This window comes from Azospirillum sp. B21 (assembly GCF_008364825.1).
GTDB lineage: Bacteria > Pseudomonadota > Alphaproteobacteria > Azospirillales > Azospirillaceae > Azospirillum.
In genome coordinates, this window is sequence record NZ_VTTO01000002.1 from 487743 (window position 1) to 505110 (window position 17368).

General features: G+C 67.8%; 14 protein-coding genes. 9 read left to right on the forward strand and 5 right to left on the reverse strand.

What is annotated here, in order from left to right; genetic code table 11:
- The first annotated feature begins 26 nt into the window (after positions 1-26).
- The 3 genes from FZ983_RS06960 (at position 27) to FZ983_RS06970 (ending at position 2190) form a co-directional block, all read left to right on the forward strand.
- Positions 27-677 (forward strand): chemotaxis protein, encoded by a 651-nt coding sequence (locus FZ983_RS06960; protein ID WP_149222835.1) that lies wholly within the window; start codon positions 27-29, stop codon positions 675-677.
- A 76-nt stretch (positions 678-753) separates the two neighbouring features.
- A complete protein-coding gene (locus FZ983_RS06965; protein WP_149222836.1) occupies positions 754-1725 on the forward strand; it encodes an endonuclease/exonuclease/phosphatase family protein in 972 nt (323 codons plus the stop codon).
- A 99-nt stretch (positions 1726-1824) separates the two neighbouring features.
- Positions 1825-2190: a hypothetical protein gene (locus FZ983_RS06970; RefSeq protein WP_149222837.1), complete on the forward strand. Its 366-nt coding sequence runs from the start codon at positions 1825-1827 to the stop codon at positions 2188-2190.
- 186 nt (positions 2191-2376) lie between these two features.
- Here FZ983_RS06970 and ahpF read toward each other — a convergent pair whose 3' ends face one another.
- Together ahpF and ahpC are read right to left on the reverse strand one after the other, a co-directional pair.
- On the reverse strand, positions 2377-3972 hold the full coding sequence (gene ahpF / locus FZ983_RS06975; protein ID WP_149222838.1) for an alkyl hydroperoxide reductase subunit F: 1596 nt from the start codon (positions 3970-3972) through the stop codon (positions 2377-2379).
- Positions 3973-4372: 400 nt separating this feature from the next.
- Positions 4373-4936: an alkyl hydroperoxide reductase subunit C gene (gene ahpC, locus FZ983_RS06980; protein WP_149222839.1), complete on the reverse strand. Its 564-nt coding sequence runs from the start codon at positions 4934-4936 to the stop codon at positions 4373-4375.
- Between the two features lie 237 nt (positions 4937-5173).
- Between ahpC and FZ983_RS06985 the strand changes: the two genes are divergently transcribed.
- Positions 5174-6085, forward strand: coding sequence for a hydrogen peroxide-inducible genes activator (locus tag FZ983_RS06985; protein WP_149222840.1), 912 nt, complete (start codon positions 5174-5176; stop codon positions 6083-6085).
- A gap of 112 nt (positions 6086-6197) precedes the next feature.
- Positions 6198-7112 carry a prephenate/arogenate dehydrogenase family protein gene (locus FZ983_RS06990; protein ID WP_149222841.1) on the forward strand — a complete coding sequence of 305 codons (915 nt, stop codon included), beginning with the start codon at positions 6198-6200 and terminating at the stop codon, positions 7110-7112.
- A gap of 261 nt (positions 7113-7373) precedes the next feature.
- On the opposite strand, the gene FZ983_RS06995 is transcribed toward FZ983_RS06990, so the two are convergent.
- The 3 genes from FZ983_RS06995 to aceA all read right to left on the reverse strand — a co-directional run bounded on the left by FZ983_RS06995 (position 7374) and on the right by aceA (position 11735).
- Positions 7374-9071, reverse strand: coding sequence for a methyl-accepting chemotaxis protein (locus FZ983_RS06995; protein ID WP_149222842.1), 1698 nt, complete (start codon positions 9069-9071; stop codon positions 7374-7376).
- A 238-nt stretch (positions 9072-9309) separates the two neighbouring features.
- On the reverse strand, positions 9310-9873 hold the full coding sequence (locus FZ983_RS07000) for a DJ-1/PfpI family protein (RefSeq protein WP_042697580.1): 564 nt from the start codon (positions 9871-9873) through the stop codon (positions 9310-9312).
- Positions 9874-10457: 584 nt separating this feature from the next.
- Positions 10458-11735, reverse strand: coding sequence for an isocitrate lyase (gene aceA / locus FZ983_RS07005; protein WP_014189846.1), 1278 nt, complete (start codon positions 11733-11735; stop codon positions 10458-10460).
- Between the two features lie 302 nt (positions 11736-12037).
- Here aceA and FZ983_RS07010 point away from each other — a divergent pair, with 302 nt between their 5' ends.
- The 4 genes from FZ983_RS07010 to FZ983_RS07025 all read left to right on the forward strand — a co-directional run bounded on the left by FZ983_RS07010 (position 12038) and on the right by FZ983_RS07025 (position 17287).
- Complete coding sequence (locus FZ983_RS07010; RefSeq protein ID WP_149223073.1) at positions 12038-13480, forward strand: short-chain fatty acyl-CoA regulator family protein; 1443 nt, start codon at positions 12038-12040, stop codon at positions 13478-13480.
- 236 nt (positions 13481-13716) lie between these two features.
- A complete protein-coding gene (locus FZ983_RS07015; protein WP_014189844.1) occupies positions 13717-14490 on the forward strand; it encodes a ferredoxin--NADP reductase in 774 nt (257 codons plus the stop codon).
- A gap of 302 nt (positions 14491-14792) precedes the next feature.
- Complete coding sequence (locus FZ983_RS07020; RefSeq protein WP_149222843.1) at positions 14793-16574, forward strand: glycosyl hydrolase family 17 protein; 1782 nt, start codon at positions 14793-14795, stop codon at positions 16572-16574.
- Between the two features lie 86 nt (positions 16575-16660).
- Positions 16661-17287 carry a LysE family translocator gene (locus FZ983_RS07025; protein ID WP_149222844.1) on the forward strand — a complete coding sequence of 209 codons (627 nt, stop codon included), beginning with the start codon at positions 16661-16663 and terminating at the stop codon, positions 17285-17287.
- Positions 17288-17368 lie beyond the last annotated feature (81 nt).

Sequence of the window (17368 nt, forward strand, 5' to 3'; positions counted from 1 at the left end):
ACTCTGCAGCGGGAGTGCCAGACCCGATGATGACAGCCATTTCCAGCACCTCTACCGCGCGCAGCGCCCTGCGCCGCAGGCTGGAACGGCAGGACGTCGCCGCCAACCGCTATCACGACCGGCGGCTGGGGGCGGAGGTCGTCAACATCGTCGTCGGCGGCTGCGTCGTCACCGACGACCCGAACGTCGTCATCACCACCACGCTGGGCTCCTGCGTCGCCGCCTGCCTGTACGATCCGGTGGCGGAGATCGGCGGCATGAACCATTTCCTGCTGCCCGATGCCGGCACGGACGCGTTGTCGCTGTCGTCCCGCTACGGCGCCACGGCGATGGAACAACTGATCAACCGTCTGCTGGCGGTCACCGGCCGGCGCGACCGGCTGCGCGCCAAGGTGTTCGGCGGCGCCAACGTGAACCTGACCACGCTGCGCACCGCCAACATCGGCCAGCGCAACGTCGAATTCGTGATGGAGTATCTGGCGACGGAAGGCATTCCCACCGTCAGCTGGGACGTCGGCGGCGCCAGCCCCCGCGGCGTGCGATTCTTCCCCACCAGCGGGCGCAGCCAGCGCCGGCTGATCGGCGACGAGACCCTGCACGACATCGCCCGCAACGAGTCGTCCTACATGGAACATCTGGGCCGGACGCGGATCGAAGGCGACGTCGAGCTGTTCTGATAAGCTCGACCGGTCGTCGACAGCCCTCATCCATGGGCGCGCCGCCGACACCCGCCGTCCCTCCGCGGAGCCCTTCATGGCCGACACGCTGTTCCGGATCGCCACCTTCAACCTGGAAAACCTGGACGACGATGCCGACGAGCCGCCCTTCGAGGCGCGGATCGCCACCCTGCGCCCCCAGCTGGAGCGGCTGGAGGCCGACATCCTCTGCCTGCAGGAGGTCGACGCCCAGCACCCGGTGAAGAGCGAACCGCGGACCTTGCGCGCGCTGACCCGCCTGCTGGAGGGCACGCGTTATGCCGATTACCACGTCACCGCGGGCGACGCCCCGTCGCCGGCCGACCGCCACAACCCGGTGATCGTCAGCCGCTGGCCGATCCGGGCGGCGCGGCTGCTGCGCCACCATCTGGTGCCGCCGGCCCGCGTTCGCCTCGCCACCGCCGACCCGGCGCCGGACACGGAGACGGAGGTCGGCTGGGACCGGCCGGTGCTGCATGCCGAGGTGGAGATGCCGCAGGGGCGCATCCTGCATGTCTTCGACCTGCATCTGCGCGCCCCGATCGCCGCCCCCGTGCCGGGGCAGAAGGCCGATGCCCAGACCTGGAAGACGGCGTCCGGCTGGGCGGAGGGCTTCTATCTCGCCTCGATCAAGCGGACGGGGCAGGCGCTGGAAACACGCATGGCGGTCGACCAGCTGTTCGACGCCGATCCCGACGCGCTCATCGTGGTGGCCGGCGACTGCAACGCCGACCTGGAGCAGACCGCCGTCCGCATCATCCGCGCCGCCCCCGACTTCACCGGCAACCCGGAGCTGGCGAACCGCGTGCTGGAGCCGCTGGAGCAGGCGATCCCCGACGAGCGGCGCTACACCGTCCTGCATGCCGGCACGCCGGTGCTTCTGGACCATCTGATGACCTCGCCGCGGCTGACCGAACGGCTGCAGGAGGTCGCCATCCACAACGAGGATCTGACCGACGAGGTCGATCACGCCGACGAGCCCTCGCCGGTCAGCTACCATGCGCCGGTGGTGGCGAGTTTCGCGTTGTAGGGCTGGATTTGCCGGGGCAACTGGTGGAAAACAGCGTCTTCGGAATTTTTGCGGCGCTCCGGTCCGGTTGAGAGGGCCAGCGCCAATTGGGGAGACAGCATGTTCACTGCCGCCAGCTTCCGCGTCGGCGACCGCGTGACCATCCGCAGCGGCCAGTCCATTCCGCAATCCACCGCAACGGTGGAACGCTACACCGAAGGCGGGCGCTGCATGGTGCTGTCCGACGGCAGCGAATGGCGCGCCGACGGGCGCCGCCAGTGGGGCTTCCGCGGCGGCTATTACAAGGGTCCGGTGGTCGAGCCGTTCGAGCCGGGCGACGACGACTTCATCGCCCGGCGCCGCGCCATCGGCGCGCTGCGCAAGTTCGGGGATGGGCTGACGATGGAGTCGCCGCTGAGCACCGAGGCGCTGCAGCGGATTTTGGACGTGGTGGACAAGGAGAAGGCGGCGGTCAAGAAGGGATAACCGCCCTCTCTCCCCCGGGGAGAGGGAGGGGACCCGCCGCGTAGCGGTGGGGAGGGTGAGGGGGCCGGCGCGCGACAGCGCGCCGCCAAGGGGCATACTGCCCCTTGGCAATCCCCTGGCACAGGCTGGAGCCTGTGCTGCCCCCTCACCCTGACCCTCTCCCCGGAGGGGAGAGGGGGACTTCACTCACTCCGCCGCGACGGTCTCCCGCACGGCTTCCTCGGCAGGCACTGTGCGGATCAGGTGGTCGAAGGCGGCCAGCGCGGCCTTCGCACCCTCGCCCATGGCGATGACGATCTGCTTGAACGGCACCGTCGTCGCGTCGCCGGCGGCGAACACGCCGGGCAGTGAGGTCTGGCCGCGGTTGTCCACCTCGATCTCGCCGCGCGGGGTCAGCGCCAGCGTGCCCTTCAGCCATTCGGTGTTCGGCACCAGGCCGATCTGCACGAAGATGCCTTCCAGCTCCACCCGCTTCAGCTCGCCGCTGCTGCGGTCCTTGTAGGACAGGCCGACGACCTTGTTGCCGTCGCCATGCACCTCGGTGGTCTGGGCCGAGACGATGACGGTCACGTTGGGCAGGCTGTGCAGCTTGCGTTGCAGCACCGCGTCGGCACGCAGCTGGCTGTCGAACTCGATCAGCGTGACGTGCGAGACGATGCCGGCAAGGTCGATCGCCGCCTCGACGCCGGAGTTGCCGCCGCCGATCACCGCCACGCGCTTGCCCTTGAACAGCGGACCGTCGCAGTGCGGGCAGTAGGCCACACCCTTGTTGCGGTATTCCGCCTCGCCCGGAACGTTCATCGAGCGCCAGCGGGCGCCGGTCGACAGCACCACCGTGCGGGACTTCAGCGACGCGCCGCTGGCCAGCTTCACCTCGATCAGGCCGCCTTCCTGCGTGGCCGGCACCAGGGCGGTGGCGGTCTGCAGGTTCATCACGTCGACCTCATAGTCCTTGACGTGCTGCTCCAGCGCCGCGGCCAGCTTCGGCCCCTCGGTGTGGGAGACGGAGATGAAGTTCTCGATCGCCATCGTGTCGAGCACCTGACCGCCGAACCGTTCGGCCGCCACGCCGGTGCGGATGCCCTTGCGGGCGGCGTAGATGGCGGCCGCGGCGCCGGCCGGGCCGCCGCCGATCACCAGCACCTCGAAGGGGGCCTTGGCCTTGATCTTCTCGGCGGCACGGGCGACGGCGCCGGTGTCCAGCTTGGCGACGATCTGCGCCACGTCCATGCGGCCCTGGGCGAAGGGCTCGCCGTTCAGGAAGACGGTGGGGACGGCCATCACTTGACGCTGCTCGACCTCCTGCTGGAACAGCGCGCCGTCGATGGCGACATGCTTGATCCGCGGGTTCAGCGCGCTCATCAGGTTCAGGGCCTGGACCACGTCAGGGCAGTTCTGGCAGGACAGCGAGAAATAGGTCTCGAAGCGGAAATCGCCGTCCAGGTTGCGGATCTGCTCCAGCAGCTCCTCCGACTCCTTCGACGGGTGGCCGCCGACCTGCAGCAGGGCCAGCACCAGAGAGTTGAACTCATGCCCCATCGGCAGGCCGGCGAAAGTGACGCCGATGTCGCTGCCGTTGCGGTTGATCGCGAAGGAGGGGCGGCGGGCGTCGGCGCCGTTGCGGTCCAGCGTGATCTTGTCGGACAGCGAGGCGATGTCTTCCAGCAGGCCGAGCATCTCCTGCGACTTCGCCCCGTCGTCCAGCGACGCGACCAGCGTGATCGGATGGGTGATGCGCTCCAGGTAAGCCTTCAACTGCGTCTTCAGATTGGCGTCCAGCATGGCTCTCTTTCCCAACGTCTCGTGTCCGGGGCGGATCGCCTGCCTGATATGGCGGCGGTCCGGGCGGAGAAAATGGTGGCCCGAATCGGAAGAGCCGGTCGGGCAGGCGGTCCGGTTTTGAAACAGTGAAGAGTTCGAAACGTCATCGTCCTCCCCGCGCAGGCGGGGATCCAGACTTTGAAAGGACTGCGACAAAAAGCGCGGCGTCTGGGTGCCCGCCTTCGCGGGGATGGGGAAACCGACGACGAAACCCGTCACGGGAGGGCTTTGGAACCGGCCCGTGGAAACCGCCCTGCGGCCGTTCCGGCCGGCAAGGGTACTGCGATAAACACCCGCCGGAAGGCGGAGGGTAGGGGCCGGCCGGAACCGGCCCCCGATCCTTTGGGTTCCCGAAGGACCCTTAGATCTTGCCGACCAGGTCGAGCGACGGGGCGAGGGTCTTCTCGCCTTCCTGCCACTTGGCCGGGCAGACCTCGCCCGGGTGGGCGGCGACGTACTGGGCGGCCTTGACCTTGCGCAGCAGCTCCTTGGCGTCGCGGCCGACGCCGCCGGCGGTGATCTCGACGATCTGGATCTTGCCGTCCGGGTCGACGACGAAGGTGCCGCGGTCGGCCAGGCCGACTTCCTCGATCAGAACCTCGAAGTTGCGGCTGATGGCCAGCGTCGGGTCACCGATCATGGTGTAGCCGATCTTGCCGATGGCCGGCGAGGTGTCGTGCCAAGCCTTGTGGCAGAAGTGGGTGTCGGTCGAGACGCTGAAGATCTCGACGCCCAGTTTCTGGAATTCGGCGTAGTTGTCGGCCAGGTCTTCCAGTTCCGTCGGGCAGACGAAGGTGAAGTCGGCCGGATAGAAGAACACGACCGACCACTTGCCCTTCAGGTCGGCGTCGGTCACGTCGATGAACTTGCCGTTCTTGTACGCGGTCGCCTTGAAGGGCTTAATCTCGCTGTTGATCAAGGACATTAGTGTTCTCCGATGGGGTGCGATGAATGGTTGTCGCCTCGATCCCCGGCCGGTGGCCGTGACATGCCCGACTTAGTGCGGCGCACCGGGTCGAACAAGGGGGGCTGTATCAGGTGGCTGGGGTGAGGCGTCGTTCCGTTGTCCCGTTGACCCAAGGAGGAATACGGGAAATCTGTGATCAAGAGAAGTAGAAAATACCAATTGAACTGATCGATAAATCCGATTACATATCCCGGCATGAAGCCGCTCCCCACCCTGCGCCAGCTCCGCTATCTCGTCGCCGTCGTCGACCGCTGCCATTTCGGGCAGGCGGCGGAGGCCTGCCTCGTCAGCCAATCCACGCTCAGCGCCGGCCTGCAGGAACTGGAAGACCTGCTGGGCGCAACGCTGGTGGAGCGCACGCGCCGTTCGGTTCTGCCGACACCGCTCGGCCGCGAGATCGCGGAACGGGCACGCCAGCTGCTGAAGGGAGCGGAGGAGCTTGTGGACATCACCCGCTCCGCCGCCGACCCGATGTCGGGCGCCCTGCATCTGGGGGTGATCCCGACCATCGGTCCCTTCCTGATCCCCCGCGTGATGCCGGCCTTGCGCGAGGCCTTCCCGCGCCTGCGCCTGTATCTGCGCGAGGACCAGACCGCCCGCCTGCTGGACCAGCTGAACGCCGGCAAGCTCGACGCGGCCCTGCTGGCCTTGCCCTATCCGATGGGCGATCTGGAGACGGAGGACATCGCGGAGGACCGTTTCTCCTTCGTCTGCCCCACCGGCCACCGGCTGAGCGGCAGCGATCCCGCGCAGCCCGTCGCGGTTCCGTCGGAGGATTTGCTGCTGCTGGAGGACGGGCATTGCCTGCGCGACCACGCCATGGCCGCCTGTGCGCTGGACGCCACGCCGCACAACACCGCCTTCCAGGGCACTAGCCTGCACACGCTGGTGCAGATGGTGGCGAACGGGCTGGGGGTGACGCTGCTGCCGCAGATGGCGGTCGATTCGGGCATCCTGCGCGGGCTGGACCTGGCGGTGCGCCCGCTGGCCGGCGACCGGCCCGGCCGCCGCATCGCGTTGGCCTGGCGCCGCACCTCCGGCCGGAAGGAGACCTTCCAGCGGCTGGCCGAGGCACTGCGGGCGGAGATGACGCGCAACGACGGCTGAGGGTCCGTGCCGGAAAGAATCGCTTGGTCCGGAGGGTGCGAGGTGGTTTAAACGGGACGGTTTTTCCCTTGCCTACACTGCCGTTCAACCCGCTTTCGGGACACCCCGCGTCATGGTCACCACCGACACCGACACCGCTTCCGTCCCTGGCCCCCTGTTCGACCGCGTCGCCATCGTCGGCATCGGTCTGATCGGCTCCTCCCTGGCGCGGGCGCTGGCGGAGTATGGGATCGCGCGGCAGGTCGTCTGCGCCGACCGCAACCCGGATGCCTGCGCCAAGGCGCTGGAACTGGGCATCGTGGCGGAGGCCACCACCGATCTGGCGGCGGCGCTGGCGGGTGCGGAGCTGGTGGTGCTGGCGACTCCGGTCGGCAGCTTCGCCGCGGTGGGCGAGGCCATCGGGCCGTTGCTGAAGCGCGGGACCATCGTCACCGATGTCGGGTCGGTCAAGCAGGCGACGCTGCGCGACATCGGGCCGCATCTGCCGGACGGCGTCCACCTGATCCCCGGCCATCCGGTGGCGGGCACCGAGCATTCCGGTCCGGAGGCCGGTTTCGCCACCCTGTTCCAGGGCCGCTGGTGCATCCTGACCCCGGCGACCGGTGCCGACCGCCATGCGCTGGCGCGGGTGACGGAGATGTGGCGCCGCGTCGGTTCCACCGTGGAGATCATGGAGGCCAACCACCATGACCGCGTGCTGGCCATCACCTCGCACCTGCCGCACCTGATCGCCTATACCATCGTCGGCACCGCGTCCGACCTGGAGGAGGACACCAAGTCCGAGGTCATCAAGTTCTCCGCCGGCGGCTTCCGCGACTTCACCCGCATCGCCGCCAGCGACCCCGTGATGTGGCGCGACATCTTCCTGAACAACCGCGAGGCGGTGCTGGAGATTCTGCAGCGCTTCACCGAGGATTTGACGGCGCTGCAGCGCTCCATCCGCTGGGGCGAGGGCGAGCAGCTGCAGGACCACTTCACCAAGACGCGGGCGGTTCGTCGGGGGATCATCGACGCGAAGCAGGCTTAAAGCCCTCTCTCCCCCGCTTTCGCGCAAACTTCGTTTGCGCTGACGCGACAGGCGGACCTACGGTCCGCTGATAGCGGGGAGAGGGAGGGGACCCGCCGCGAAGCGGTGGGGAGGGGGAGGGGGCCGGCGCGCTTAGCGCGCCGCCAAGGGGCATACTGCCCCTTGGCAATCCCCTGGCAAAGGCTGCGCCTGTGCTGCCCCCTCACCCTGACCCTCTCCCCAGGGGGAGAGGGAAATCCTCGGCGGATTCGTTCCTGCCAGTTACGACGCCCGCAGCGCCCCCAGGAACCCGTCCACCTCCTGCCGCATCCGCCCCGCATCGCCGGTCACCGTATCCACCGAGCGCACCATCACGCCGCTCGCCTCTTCGGCGGATGCGGCGGCGGCGGTGACGGCGGCGATGTTGTCGGAGACGGTGCGGGTCCCGTCGGCGGCGTCCTGGATGTTGGCGGCGATCTCGCCCACGGCGGCGGACTGCTGCTCCACCGCCGTGGCGACCTCGGCGGCGATCTCGTTGATCCGGGTGATGGTGCGGGTGACGGCGCCGATGGTGTCGACCGCCGTGCCCGAGGCGGTCTGGATCTCGGCGATGCGGGCCTGGATTTCGGCGGTCGCCTTGGCGGTCTGGCCGGCGAGCTGCTTGACCTCGCTGGCGACGACGGCGAAGCCCTTGCCGGCCTCGCCCGCCCGCGCCGCTTCGATGGTCGCGTTCAGCGCCAGCAGGTTGGTCTGGCCGGCGATGCCGGAAATCATGTCCACCACCTTGCCGATCTCCTCCGCCGCTTCGGCGAGGCTGCCCATCACGGCGGTGCTGCGTTCGGCATCGCGGGTGGCGTCGGCGGCGATGCCGGCGGAATCGGCGACCAGACGGGCGATGCCAGCGAAGCTGGCCGACAGCTCGGCGGTGGCGGCGGCGACGCTGTCGACATTGGCCGAGGCGCGACCGGCGGCGGACGACACCGCGTCGGAATGGCGCGCGGTCTCGGCCGCACCCTCCGCCATCGCGGTGGAGGCGGCGGCCATCTCGGCGGTGGAGGCCGACAGCGCTTCGACCAGCCGCTTCACCGTCGCTTCGAAGCCGTCGGCGAGATTGCGCAGTTCGCGGCGGCGTTCTTCGGCGGCGGCGGTCTTCAGCCGCTCCTGCTCCTGCTGCAGGCGTTCGGTGTCGAGCATGGTGTCGCGGAAGACGCGGGCGGCGGTCGCCATGCGGCCGATCTCGTCCCGGCGGCCTTCCTCGAAACTGGCGGAGAAGTCGCGGGCGGCCAGCCGCTCCAGGGCGCTCGCCACGTCTAGGATCGGGCGGGAGATGCCGCGCACCAGTACGACGCCGAAGCCCAGCGCCAGCAGGGTGCAAAGCGTTACCCCGCCCAGCACCATGCCGTGGGCGCTGTTGTAAACCTCCGCCCCCTGGTCGGCGACGACGCCGGCATCGGCCATCGCGCCGTCGACCAGCGCGTCCAATGTCTCCTGCACGCGGGCGAAAGCGACGGCGCTGGGGCGCTTGAAGACGCTGACGGCGGATTGGGCATTGCCGTCGCGGGCTTGGGCGCGCACCCGGTCGGCGGCGGCGGCATAGGCGGTCCAGGCTTCGTCGAACGCCGCCAGCCGCGCCGCCCCTTCCCCGGCGGTGAAGCGGGTGCCGGCTTCCTGCCTGCGGGCCGTGACCTCGGCCACCGCGTCGGCCCAGCCCTTTTCCGCCTGGTTCACCTGCATCTCGTTGGTGGCAAGCGCATAGGCGGCTTCGGCGATGCGATGACTCTGCGCGGCGGAGGTCAGTTGACCGGCCAGCTGGGTCGCCGGCAGCGAGCGGCTGCGCATGGTTTCCGCGGCATTGTTTAGGATTTCCAGCCGGCTGAGCGTGAACAGGCCGAAGGCGCCGGCCATCACCACGGTGCCCAGCACGGCGACGATGATCTTGGCGCGGATGGTGAGGCGCCCGAACGCACGAATTTTAGCCATTTTGCCTGCATCCCCGCCAAGCCTTCGGCAAGACATCATCCCGCCCGAAGGTATTGTTCGACCCTCAACCTTACTAATCCGAACGTTTAAAATTATCAACGCGGAAGGCGAGTAATTTCGTCGGAAATCGGAGAGGTCGGGCAATGGTCACAGTCTGGGAAAGAACCGGCCCGAAAACGAAACGGCCGCCGCACCCGGTTGGTGCGGCGGCCGTTTCGGGACCGGCTGAGGATGGAGGTCAGGCGGCCTTGCGAACCGAACCCAGCTCGGTGAACAGCTTCACCACGGCTTCGACGAACTCGTTCAGCTGGTCCTGGCCCAAGGCCGAGACCGTGATGTCGTCGACGACCAGAGCCTCGTCGCTGATCCGGCCGCCGGCGGCGGTCAGGTCGGCGCGGTAGGCTTCCGGAGCGGCCAGCAGACGGCCGCGCAGCTTGCCGGGAATGGCGAGCAGCTGGATGCCCTGATCGATGGCGGCGATCGGCTTGCCGGCATCCAGGAAATGGCCGACGATGCGGCGGGTGTGGGCCGACTGCTGCAGCTTCGCCACGCTGCGCTCACCACCCGGCAGCAGCAGCATGTCGAAGTCGGCGCCCAGCGCCTCGCTCAGATGCTTGTCCACCGGGAAGTAATGGCCCCAGGACTTGCCGTGCCAGCCGTTGACCAGACCCGTCTCGGTGGAGATGGTACGCAGCGTGGCGCCGGTCTTGATCAGGGCGCGTTGCGGCTCGGTCATCTCCGCTTCTTCGAAGCCGTTGGAGACGAGGATGGCGATGGACTTTCCTGCGAGCGATTGATCCATACTGTCTTGTCCTTTCATCGTTTCACCAAAGAACGCCGGATCATCTCCGATGGCATGTCGACCAATGGAGAACCCGCTGGGGCCCCGCCGGAGCAGGGGGGCGGTCGGGAAACGGTCATCGCCGCGCAAGGGGATGCGCGGCGGCCAGTTCCGCCCGCCGGTGGCCCGAGATCGGGGTGCCGGCGTGTGGGACCTTTACGTCCCGGATCGGTTTGTTTTCAGCATGCGGACTTAATTGGTCCCGATGCGGTGCCAAGTCAACAACGGATTCCGCGCCGCACCCAAGGCTGCCGGCCTGCCGATCCGCGCTCCGGCAAGGGATTTGGCGGTATTTTCCAGCCCCGTTCAAGACTTTCGGCCCAGCCGGGCCGTACCACCGGTTGATGCGGCGCAGGTCTGCCATACCATAGGGGCGTGGCTTCGCCGACGGCTTATCCCGAATGAACGGCTTCAAAATCGTTTGGGCACAAAAAAGCGGCCGGGGGGAAGGCCCCCGGCCGTCGGCAAGTCAAAGCATCAGCCGTTCGAAAAGATCCGGCTCGCACACCGGATCACGGACCAATCCCGATGATCGGAACCTGCGATCAATGGAACTGGTCAGCCTCGGTGGAGTCCTTGTACGCGGTGGTCGAGGAGGTGCCGCCGGAGATCGCCGTGGCGACCGCGTCGAAGTAGCCGGTGCCGACTTCGCGCTGGTGCTTGGTGGCGGTGTAACCGTCCTTCTCGGCCGCGAACTCGGCCTGCTGCAGTTCGGAGTAGGCGGCCATGCCGCGCTCGGCGTAACCCTTGGCGAGCGTGAAGGCCGAGTAGTTCAGGCTGTGGAAGCCGGCCAGCGTGACGAACTGGAACTTGTAGCCCATCGCGCCCAGTTCGCGCTGGTACTTGGCGATGGTGGCGTCGTCCAGGTTGGCCTTCCAGTTGAAGGACGGCGAGCAGTTGTAGGCGAGCATCTTGCCCGGGAACTGCTTGTGCACGGCCTCGGCGAAGCGGCGCGCCTCGTCCAGGTTCGGCTTGGAGGTCTCCCACCACATCAGGTCCGAATACGGCGCGTAGGACAGGCCACGGGCGATGCAGTGATCGACCCCCATGCCCTTCTTCAGGCGGAAGAAGCCCTCGGTGGTGCGGCCGGCGTCGAAATCGATGAAGGGATGGTCACGCTCGTCGATGTCCGAGGTGATGAGCTGCGCCGACTCCGCGTCGGTGCGGGCGATCACCAGGGTCGAGGTGCCGCAGACGTCGGCGGCCAGACGGGCGGCGTTCAGCGTGCGGATGTGCTGCTGCGTCGGGATCAGGACCTTGCCGCCGAGATGGCCGCACTTCTTTTCGGACGCCAGCTGGTCTTCCCAGTGCACGCCGGCCGCACCGGCCTTGATCATCGACTTCATCAGCTCGAAGGCGTTCAGCGGGCCGCCGAAGCCGGCCTCGGCGTCCGCGATGATCGGCGCGAACCAGTAGGTGTCGCCCTTGCCCTCGGAGGTCTGGATCTCGTCGGCGCGCTTGAAGGCGTTGTTGATGCGCTCGACCACCGCCGGGACCGAGTTGACCGGATACAGGCTCTGGTCCGGGTACATCTGGCCTGCGGTGTTGGCGTCGCCGGCGACCTGCCAGCCCGACAGGTAGATGGCCTTCAGGCCGGCCTTGACCGCCTGCATCGCCTGGTTGCCGGTCAGCGCGCCCAGCGTGTTGATGTAGGGCTCGGTGTTCAGCAGCTCCCACATCCGGCGGGCGCCCAGCTCGGCCAGCGTGTACTCGATCTTGACCGAGCCGCTCAGACGCTTGACGTCGTCCATGGTGTAGTCGCGGCGGATGCCCTCGTAACGGGCGGCGTGGATGGCGGCCTTGGTCTTTTCATCGAGCGACATGGGTCAGGTTCCTTATTGTCCGGTGCGCCCGGTCGATCGGGGCGGAACTGGGGTCTCGGGGCGGGCCTTTTGTCGGTCCCGACAACCGGTTGTGCGCAGTGGCGTTTCCTCCCGCCCTTGCTCTGCCGCCGGTGTCTTCGGGGCCGCTTGCGCTTTACAGCGCGGCCGTGAACCAAGACTTAAACCCGGCCCGGGTGCGTTGCAATAAGCCCTTGTTTGTAAAAAGGTCCGTTTGTAAACTGCCGTTTTCACAATCCTGTAAATCGGTAAATCTTGTAAATCGGAGAGGCGCGGTGGCGACCATGGAAAAGAAGGCGATGCTGGGTCCGAAGGTCCGCCGCCTGCGCCGCGACCACGGCCTGACCCAGGCCCAGATGGCGGAGCAGCTGGGCATCTCCCCCAGCTATCTGAACCTGATCGAGCATAACCAGCGCCCGGTCACGGTGCCTCTGCTGCTGAAATTGGGCCACCAGTTCGGCGTCGATCTCCAGGCCTTCGCCGAGGATGAGGAAAGCCGGCTGGTGGCGGGCCTGCGCGAGGTATTCGCCGATCCGCTGTTCGACGGCTCCGACATCAAGAACCAGGATTTCCGCGAACTGGCGGCGGTGGCGCCGACGCTGGGGCAGGCGGTGGTGGCGCTCTATCGCGGCTTCCGCGGGGCGCGCGACGATCTGCAGGCGCTGGCGGAGCGGGTGGCCGACCGCGAGAAGCTGCATCTGGTGCAGAGCGCCGGCTTTCCGCAGGACGAGGTGCGCGACCTGTTCCAGATCCATTCCAACCATTTCCCGGATCTGGAGGCGGCGGCCGAAAGCTTGTGGCAGGACGGCAAGCTGGAGCGCGGCGACCTTTATCGCGGGTTGGTCGACTGGCTGAACACCCAGCACAGCGTGCGCGTCCGCCTGCTGCCGTCGGAGGTGATGGGCTATGCCGTGCGCCGCTTCGACCGCCACAGCCGGCGCATCCTGCTGTCGGAGATGCTGGCGCCGTCGGGACGTACCTTCCAGCTCGCCTGCCAGATCGCGCTGCTGCGCCACCGCGACCTGCTGAACGGCATCGTCGACGCCGCCAACCTGTCCGGCGACGAGGCGCGGCGTCTGGCCCGCATCGGGCTGGCCAACTATTTCGCCGCGGCGGTGCTGATGCCCTACGCCCGCTTCCACGAGGCGGCGACCCAGGTCCGCTACGACATCGAAATCCTGCGGCGGCGCTTCGACGCGTCGTTCGAGCAGGTCTGCCATCGGCTGACCACCCTGCACCGGTCGGGGGCCAAGGGCGTGCCCTTCTTCTTCATGCGGGTGGACAGCGCCGGCAACGTGTCCAAGCGCTTTTCCGGAGCAGGCTTCCATTTCGCCCGCTTCGGCGGCGGCTGCCCGCGCTGGGTCGTCTACGACGCCTTCCGCACGCCGGGCAAGATCCACAGCCAGATGGCGGAGATGCCGGACGGCACCGCCTATTTCTCCATCGCCCGCACGGTGGTGAAGGCCGGCGGCGGCCACCGCAGCCCGCCGCAGCAATTTGCCGTCGCGCTCGGCTGCGATGTCCAGCATGCGGCTCAGGTCACCTATGCGGACGGATTCGACCTGTCCAACACCGATGCCGCCACGCCGATCGGGGTGAATTGCCGGCTCTGCCCGCGGCTGGACTGTTCGCAGCGGGCGTTTCCGCCGCTGAATCATCGGCTTATCGTCGATGAAAACCTGCGCGGCCTCTCTCCCTACCTGTTCGCTCCGCCCAGCGCGGAGTGAGACGGCGATTGACCGGGATCAATGTTGTACGGCGGTGTTTGTGTTGTTTGCCGGAAAGCCCGTCATTTGACTGGTATAAATCCGTGGCCTTCGACCGGGTTTGTTGATAGGTTTCGGCCGTTGCGTCGCGGCAGCTCCGCTTGCGTGTCTGCGCACCGGCCACCTGATGCAGCGTCCCGGACAATGGCTAGAACAGTGCCAACGGAGTTGGCCTCGACAGGTTTTGGAACGCCCCCATGAGCAACTTGATCAAAGAGCGCGTGCTGACCGTTCACCACTGGACCGACACGCTGTTCAGCTTCACCACCACGCGCGATCCGTCCTTCCGCTTCCTGCCGGGGCAGTTCACCATGATCGGGCTGGAGGTCGACGGCCGGCCCCTGCTGCGCGCCTACAGCCTCGTCAGCGCGCATTACGAGGAGACGCTGGAGTTCTTCAGCATCAAGGTGCAGGACGGCCCGCTGACCTCGCGGCTCCAGCACCTGAAGGAAGGCGACACGCTGCTGGTGAACCGCAAGGCGACCGGCACGCTGATCACCGACAACCTGCTTCCCGGGCGTAACCTGTATCTGCTGAGCACCGGCACCGGCCTGGCGCCGTTCCTCAGCATCATCAAGGACCCGGAGATGTACGAGAAGTTCGACCGGGTGATCCTGACCCACGGCACCCGCACCGTGGCGGAACTGGCCTATGACGACCTGATCCACCACAGCCTGCCGGAGAACGAGTTCTTCGGCGAGCAGGTGAAGGAGAAGCTGCTGTATTACCCCACCGTGACGCGCGAGCCCTTCCGCAACCAGGGCCGCCTGACCACGCTGATGGAGACCGGCAAGCTGTACAGCGACCTGGGCCTGCCGGAGCTGGACGCCGAGAAGGACCGCGTGATGATCTGCGGCAGCCCGGCGATGCTGGCCGAGACCACCGCGATGATGGAAAAGCGCGGCTTCGTCATGGGCACCAACGGCGAGCCGGGCGGGTTCGTGATCGAGAAGGCGTTCGTGGAGCGGTGAGGATGGGGGCTTTTTGGCTGCGTCAGACCCCCACCCTAACCCTCCCCCGCTGGGCGGGGGAGGGTTAGGGTGGGGGTCTAGCCTTGCCAAATTTCGCCCCTGCCTCGGAATAATCTCCCCCTCCCACACGTTTACCAATCCGTGACGAAGGCACGTCACTCAATCCTTGACCGACTGGGCGTGCCTCCTCCGGGGGGCGCGCCCATTTTCTGTCCGGATCCGGTGAATAAAATCGCCGTCCGGCCTGTTGGTGCGACGGTCCCCGTTCAAACCGTCAAGCCTTTGGTGTAGACATCCCGCCCATGCGCCTGATCCTCATCCTCGCCGCGATCCTCGTCGCCGGCCTCGCGAATCTCGCCGTCTGGTCCCTGCCGAACCGCCCGGTGCCGCTCGATCCGCCGCCGGGCGGCAAGCTGCGCAGCGTGTCCTTCGCCCCCTTCCGCGACGGCCAGAGCCCGCTGACCCAGGTCTTCCCGACCAATGCCCAGATCGAGGAGGACCTCGCGGCATTGGCGCCGCAGGTGGCGGGCATCCGCACCTACACCTCGCTGGAAGGGCTCCAGGTGGTGCCGGAGATGGCGCGCAGGCACGGCATCCAGGTCACCATGGGGGCGTGGCTGTCCTCCAAGGCCGAGAAGAACGAGGCGGAGATCGCCTCGCTGATCGACCTCGCCAACCGCTATCCCGACGTCATCACCCGCGTCATCGTCGGCAACGAGGTGCTGCTGCGGCGCGAACTGACGCCGGAACAGGTGACCGGCTACATCGACCGGGTCAAGGCGGCGGTGAAGCAGCCGGTGTCCTACGCCGATGTCTGGGAATGGTGGCTGAAATACCCGCAGATCGCGGATCATGTCGATTACCTGACCATCCACCTGCTGCCCTATTGGGAGGACGTGCCGGCCGGCGTCGAGGGCGCCACCGAGCGCATCCGCCACAGCTACCGCACCATCGCCCAGCGTTTTCCGGGCAAGCCGATCCTGGTCGGCGAGACCGGCTGGCCGACGCAAGGCCGCTCGCGCGGGGCCGCCGTGCCGGGGCTGGTCAACAAGGCCAAGTTCGTCAACGCCTTCGTCCGCATGGCCGAGCAGGAGGGCTTCGACTACAACGTGATCGAGGCCTTCGACCAGGAATGGAAGGCGAAGCTGGAGGGCACCGTCGGCGGCCATTGGGGCCTCTACAATGCCGACCGCACGCCGAAATTCTCGCTGGCCGGTCCGGTGGTGGGCAATGTGGCCTGGCCCCGGCTGTTCGCTGCGTCCAGCGGGCTGGCGTTGGTTATGCTGGGCGGGCTGGCCCTGCTGCGCCGCCATCTGCCGGGCACCGGCTGGGTGGTGCTGATCCTGCTGGCGCAGGCGCTGTCCACGCTTTATGTCCGCGCCGGCTTCGTGGCGGCGCACGGCAAGCATTACTGGCAGGACACCACGCTGGCCGTGGTCATGCTGGCGCTGACCGCCGCGCTTGTGCTGGCGGTGCTGCTGACCGCCCACCGCGCGCTGGCAAGCGGCGGTTTGGCGCGCGAGCCGCTGGTCGGCCTGCGCCACGCCCGCCCGGCCCTGACCCGCACCGAGCGGGTGGGCCGGTGGAGCGCGGTGGCGCTGGGCGTCGTGGCGCTAGTCTGGTCGCTTCTCATCATCTACGACGGCCGCTATCGCGACTTCCCCAACCCGTACCTGCTGATCCCGGCGGTGGCGCTGCCGGCGTTGGGGCTGGTCCGCGCCGCCCGCCGCCCGGTGGGGACGGAAACGCGCAACGCGCTTGGCATCGCCAGCCTGTTCCGCCCGGCGGTCCCGGTGGACGATGGGGAGCCGCGCGGGCTGTGCGGCGCCGTCCGCCGCATGCCGGTGGAGTCGCTGCTGGGCTTCGGGCTGCTGCTGAGTGCGCTGCTGACCGTGGTGGCCGAGGGCTTCGTCCCGCTCGAATCGCTGATCTACGGCCAGCTTCCCTTCATGGAGGCCCTGCACGAGGTCGATTGGACCCAGCCGAACTGGGAAGCGCTGGGCTGGGCGGCCTTGCAGGTCCTGCTGGCGCTGCCCTTCCTGGCCGGGGTGTGGAGCGCCCGGCGTCCACTGCGGCGGATCTGAGGTCGCACGGGCTCCGGGACCATTGCGCCGGCCGCAGCGCTGTGGATTGATGGACGGGTTCCTGGCCTTAACCGGAGACCCGTCCCATGTCCCCCGACCTTTGGCTCGCCTTCGCCGCCGCGTCCGCCGTCATGCTGATGATCCCGGGGCCGACGGTGCTGATCGTCGTCTCCTATGCGCTGGGCCATGGACGGAAATCGGCCATGGCAACGGTGGCGGGGGTGGCGCTGGGCGACTTCACCGCGATGACCGCCTCGATGCTGGGGCTGGGGGTGCTGCTCTCGACCTCGGCGGCGCTGTTCACCCTGCTGAAATGGGCCGGCGCCGCCTATCTGGTCTATCTCGGCATCAAGCTGTGGCGGGCGCCGGTCCGGGAGGCCGAGACGGTGGCCGACGAGTCGGCGGTCCGGCCCTGGCGCATGATGCTGCACACCTATGCCGTCACCGCGCTGAACCCCAAGAGCATCGTCTTCTTCGTCGCCTTCCTGCCGCAGTTCCTCGACCCCGCCCGGCCGCTGGCCGAACAGATGGTGGTGATGGAGGCGACCTTCCTGGTGCTGGCGACGCTGAACGCCGCCGGTTACGCCCTGCTGGCCTCGGCGGCGCGGCGCGCGGTGCGGACGCCGTCGGTGCAGCGCACGGTCAACCGGGTCGGCGGGTCGCTGCTGATGGGGGCCGGGCTGCTGACCGTCGCCTGGAAACGGACCGCCTGAGACGCCTGCATCCGGCGATTTGTTGACAAAGCAAGATAACTTCACTGAAAATTGTCGGAATCTAGGGGGATGCACGCGCCG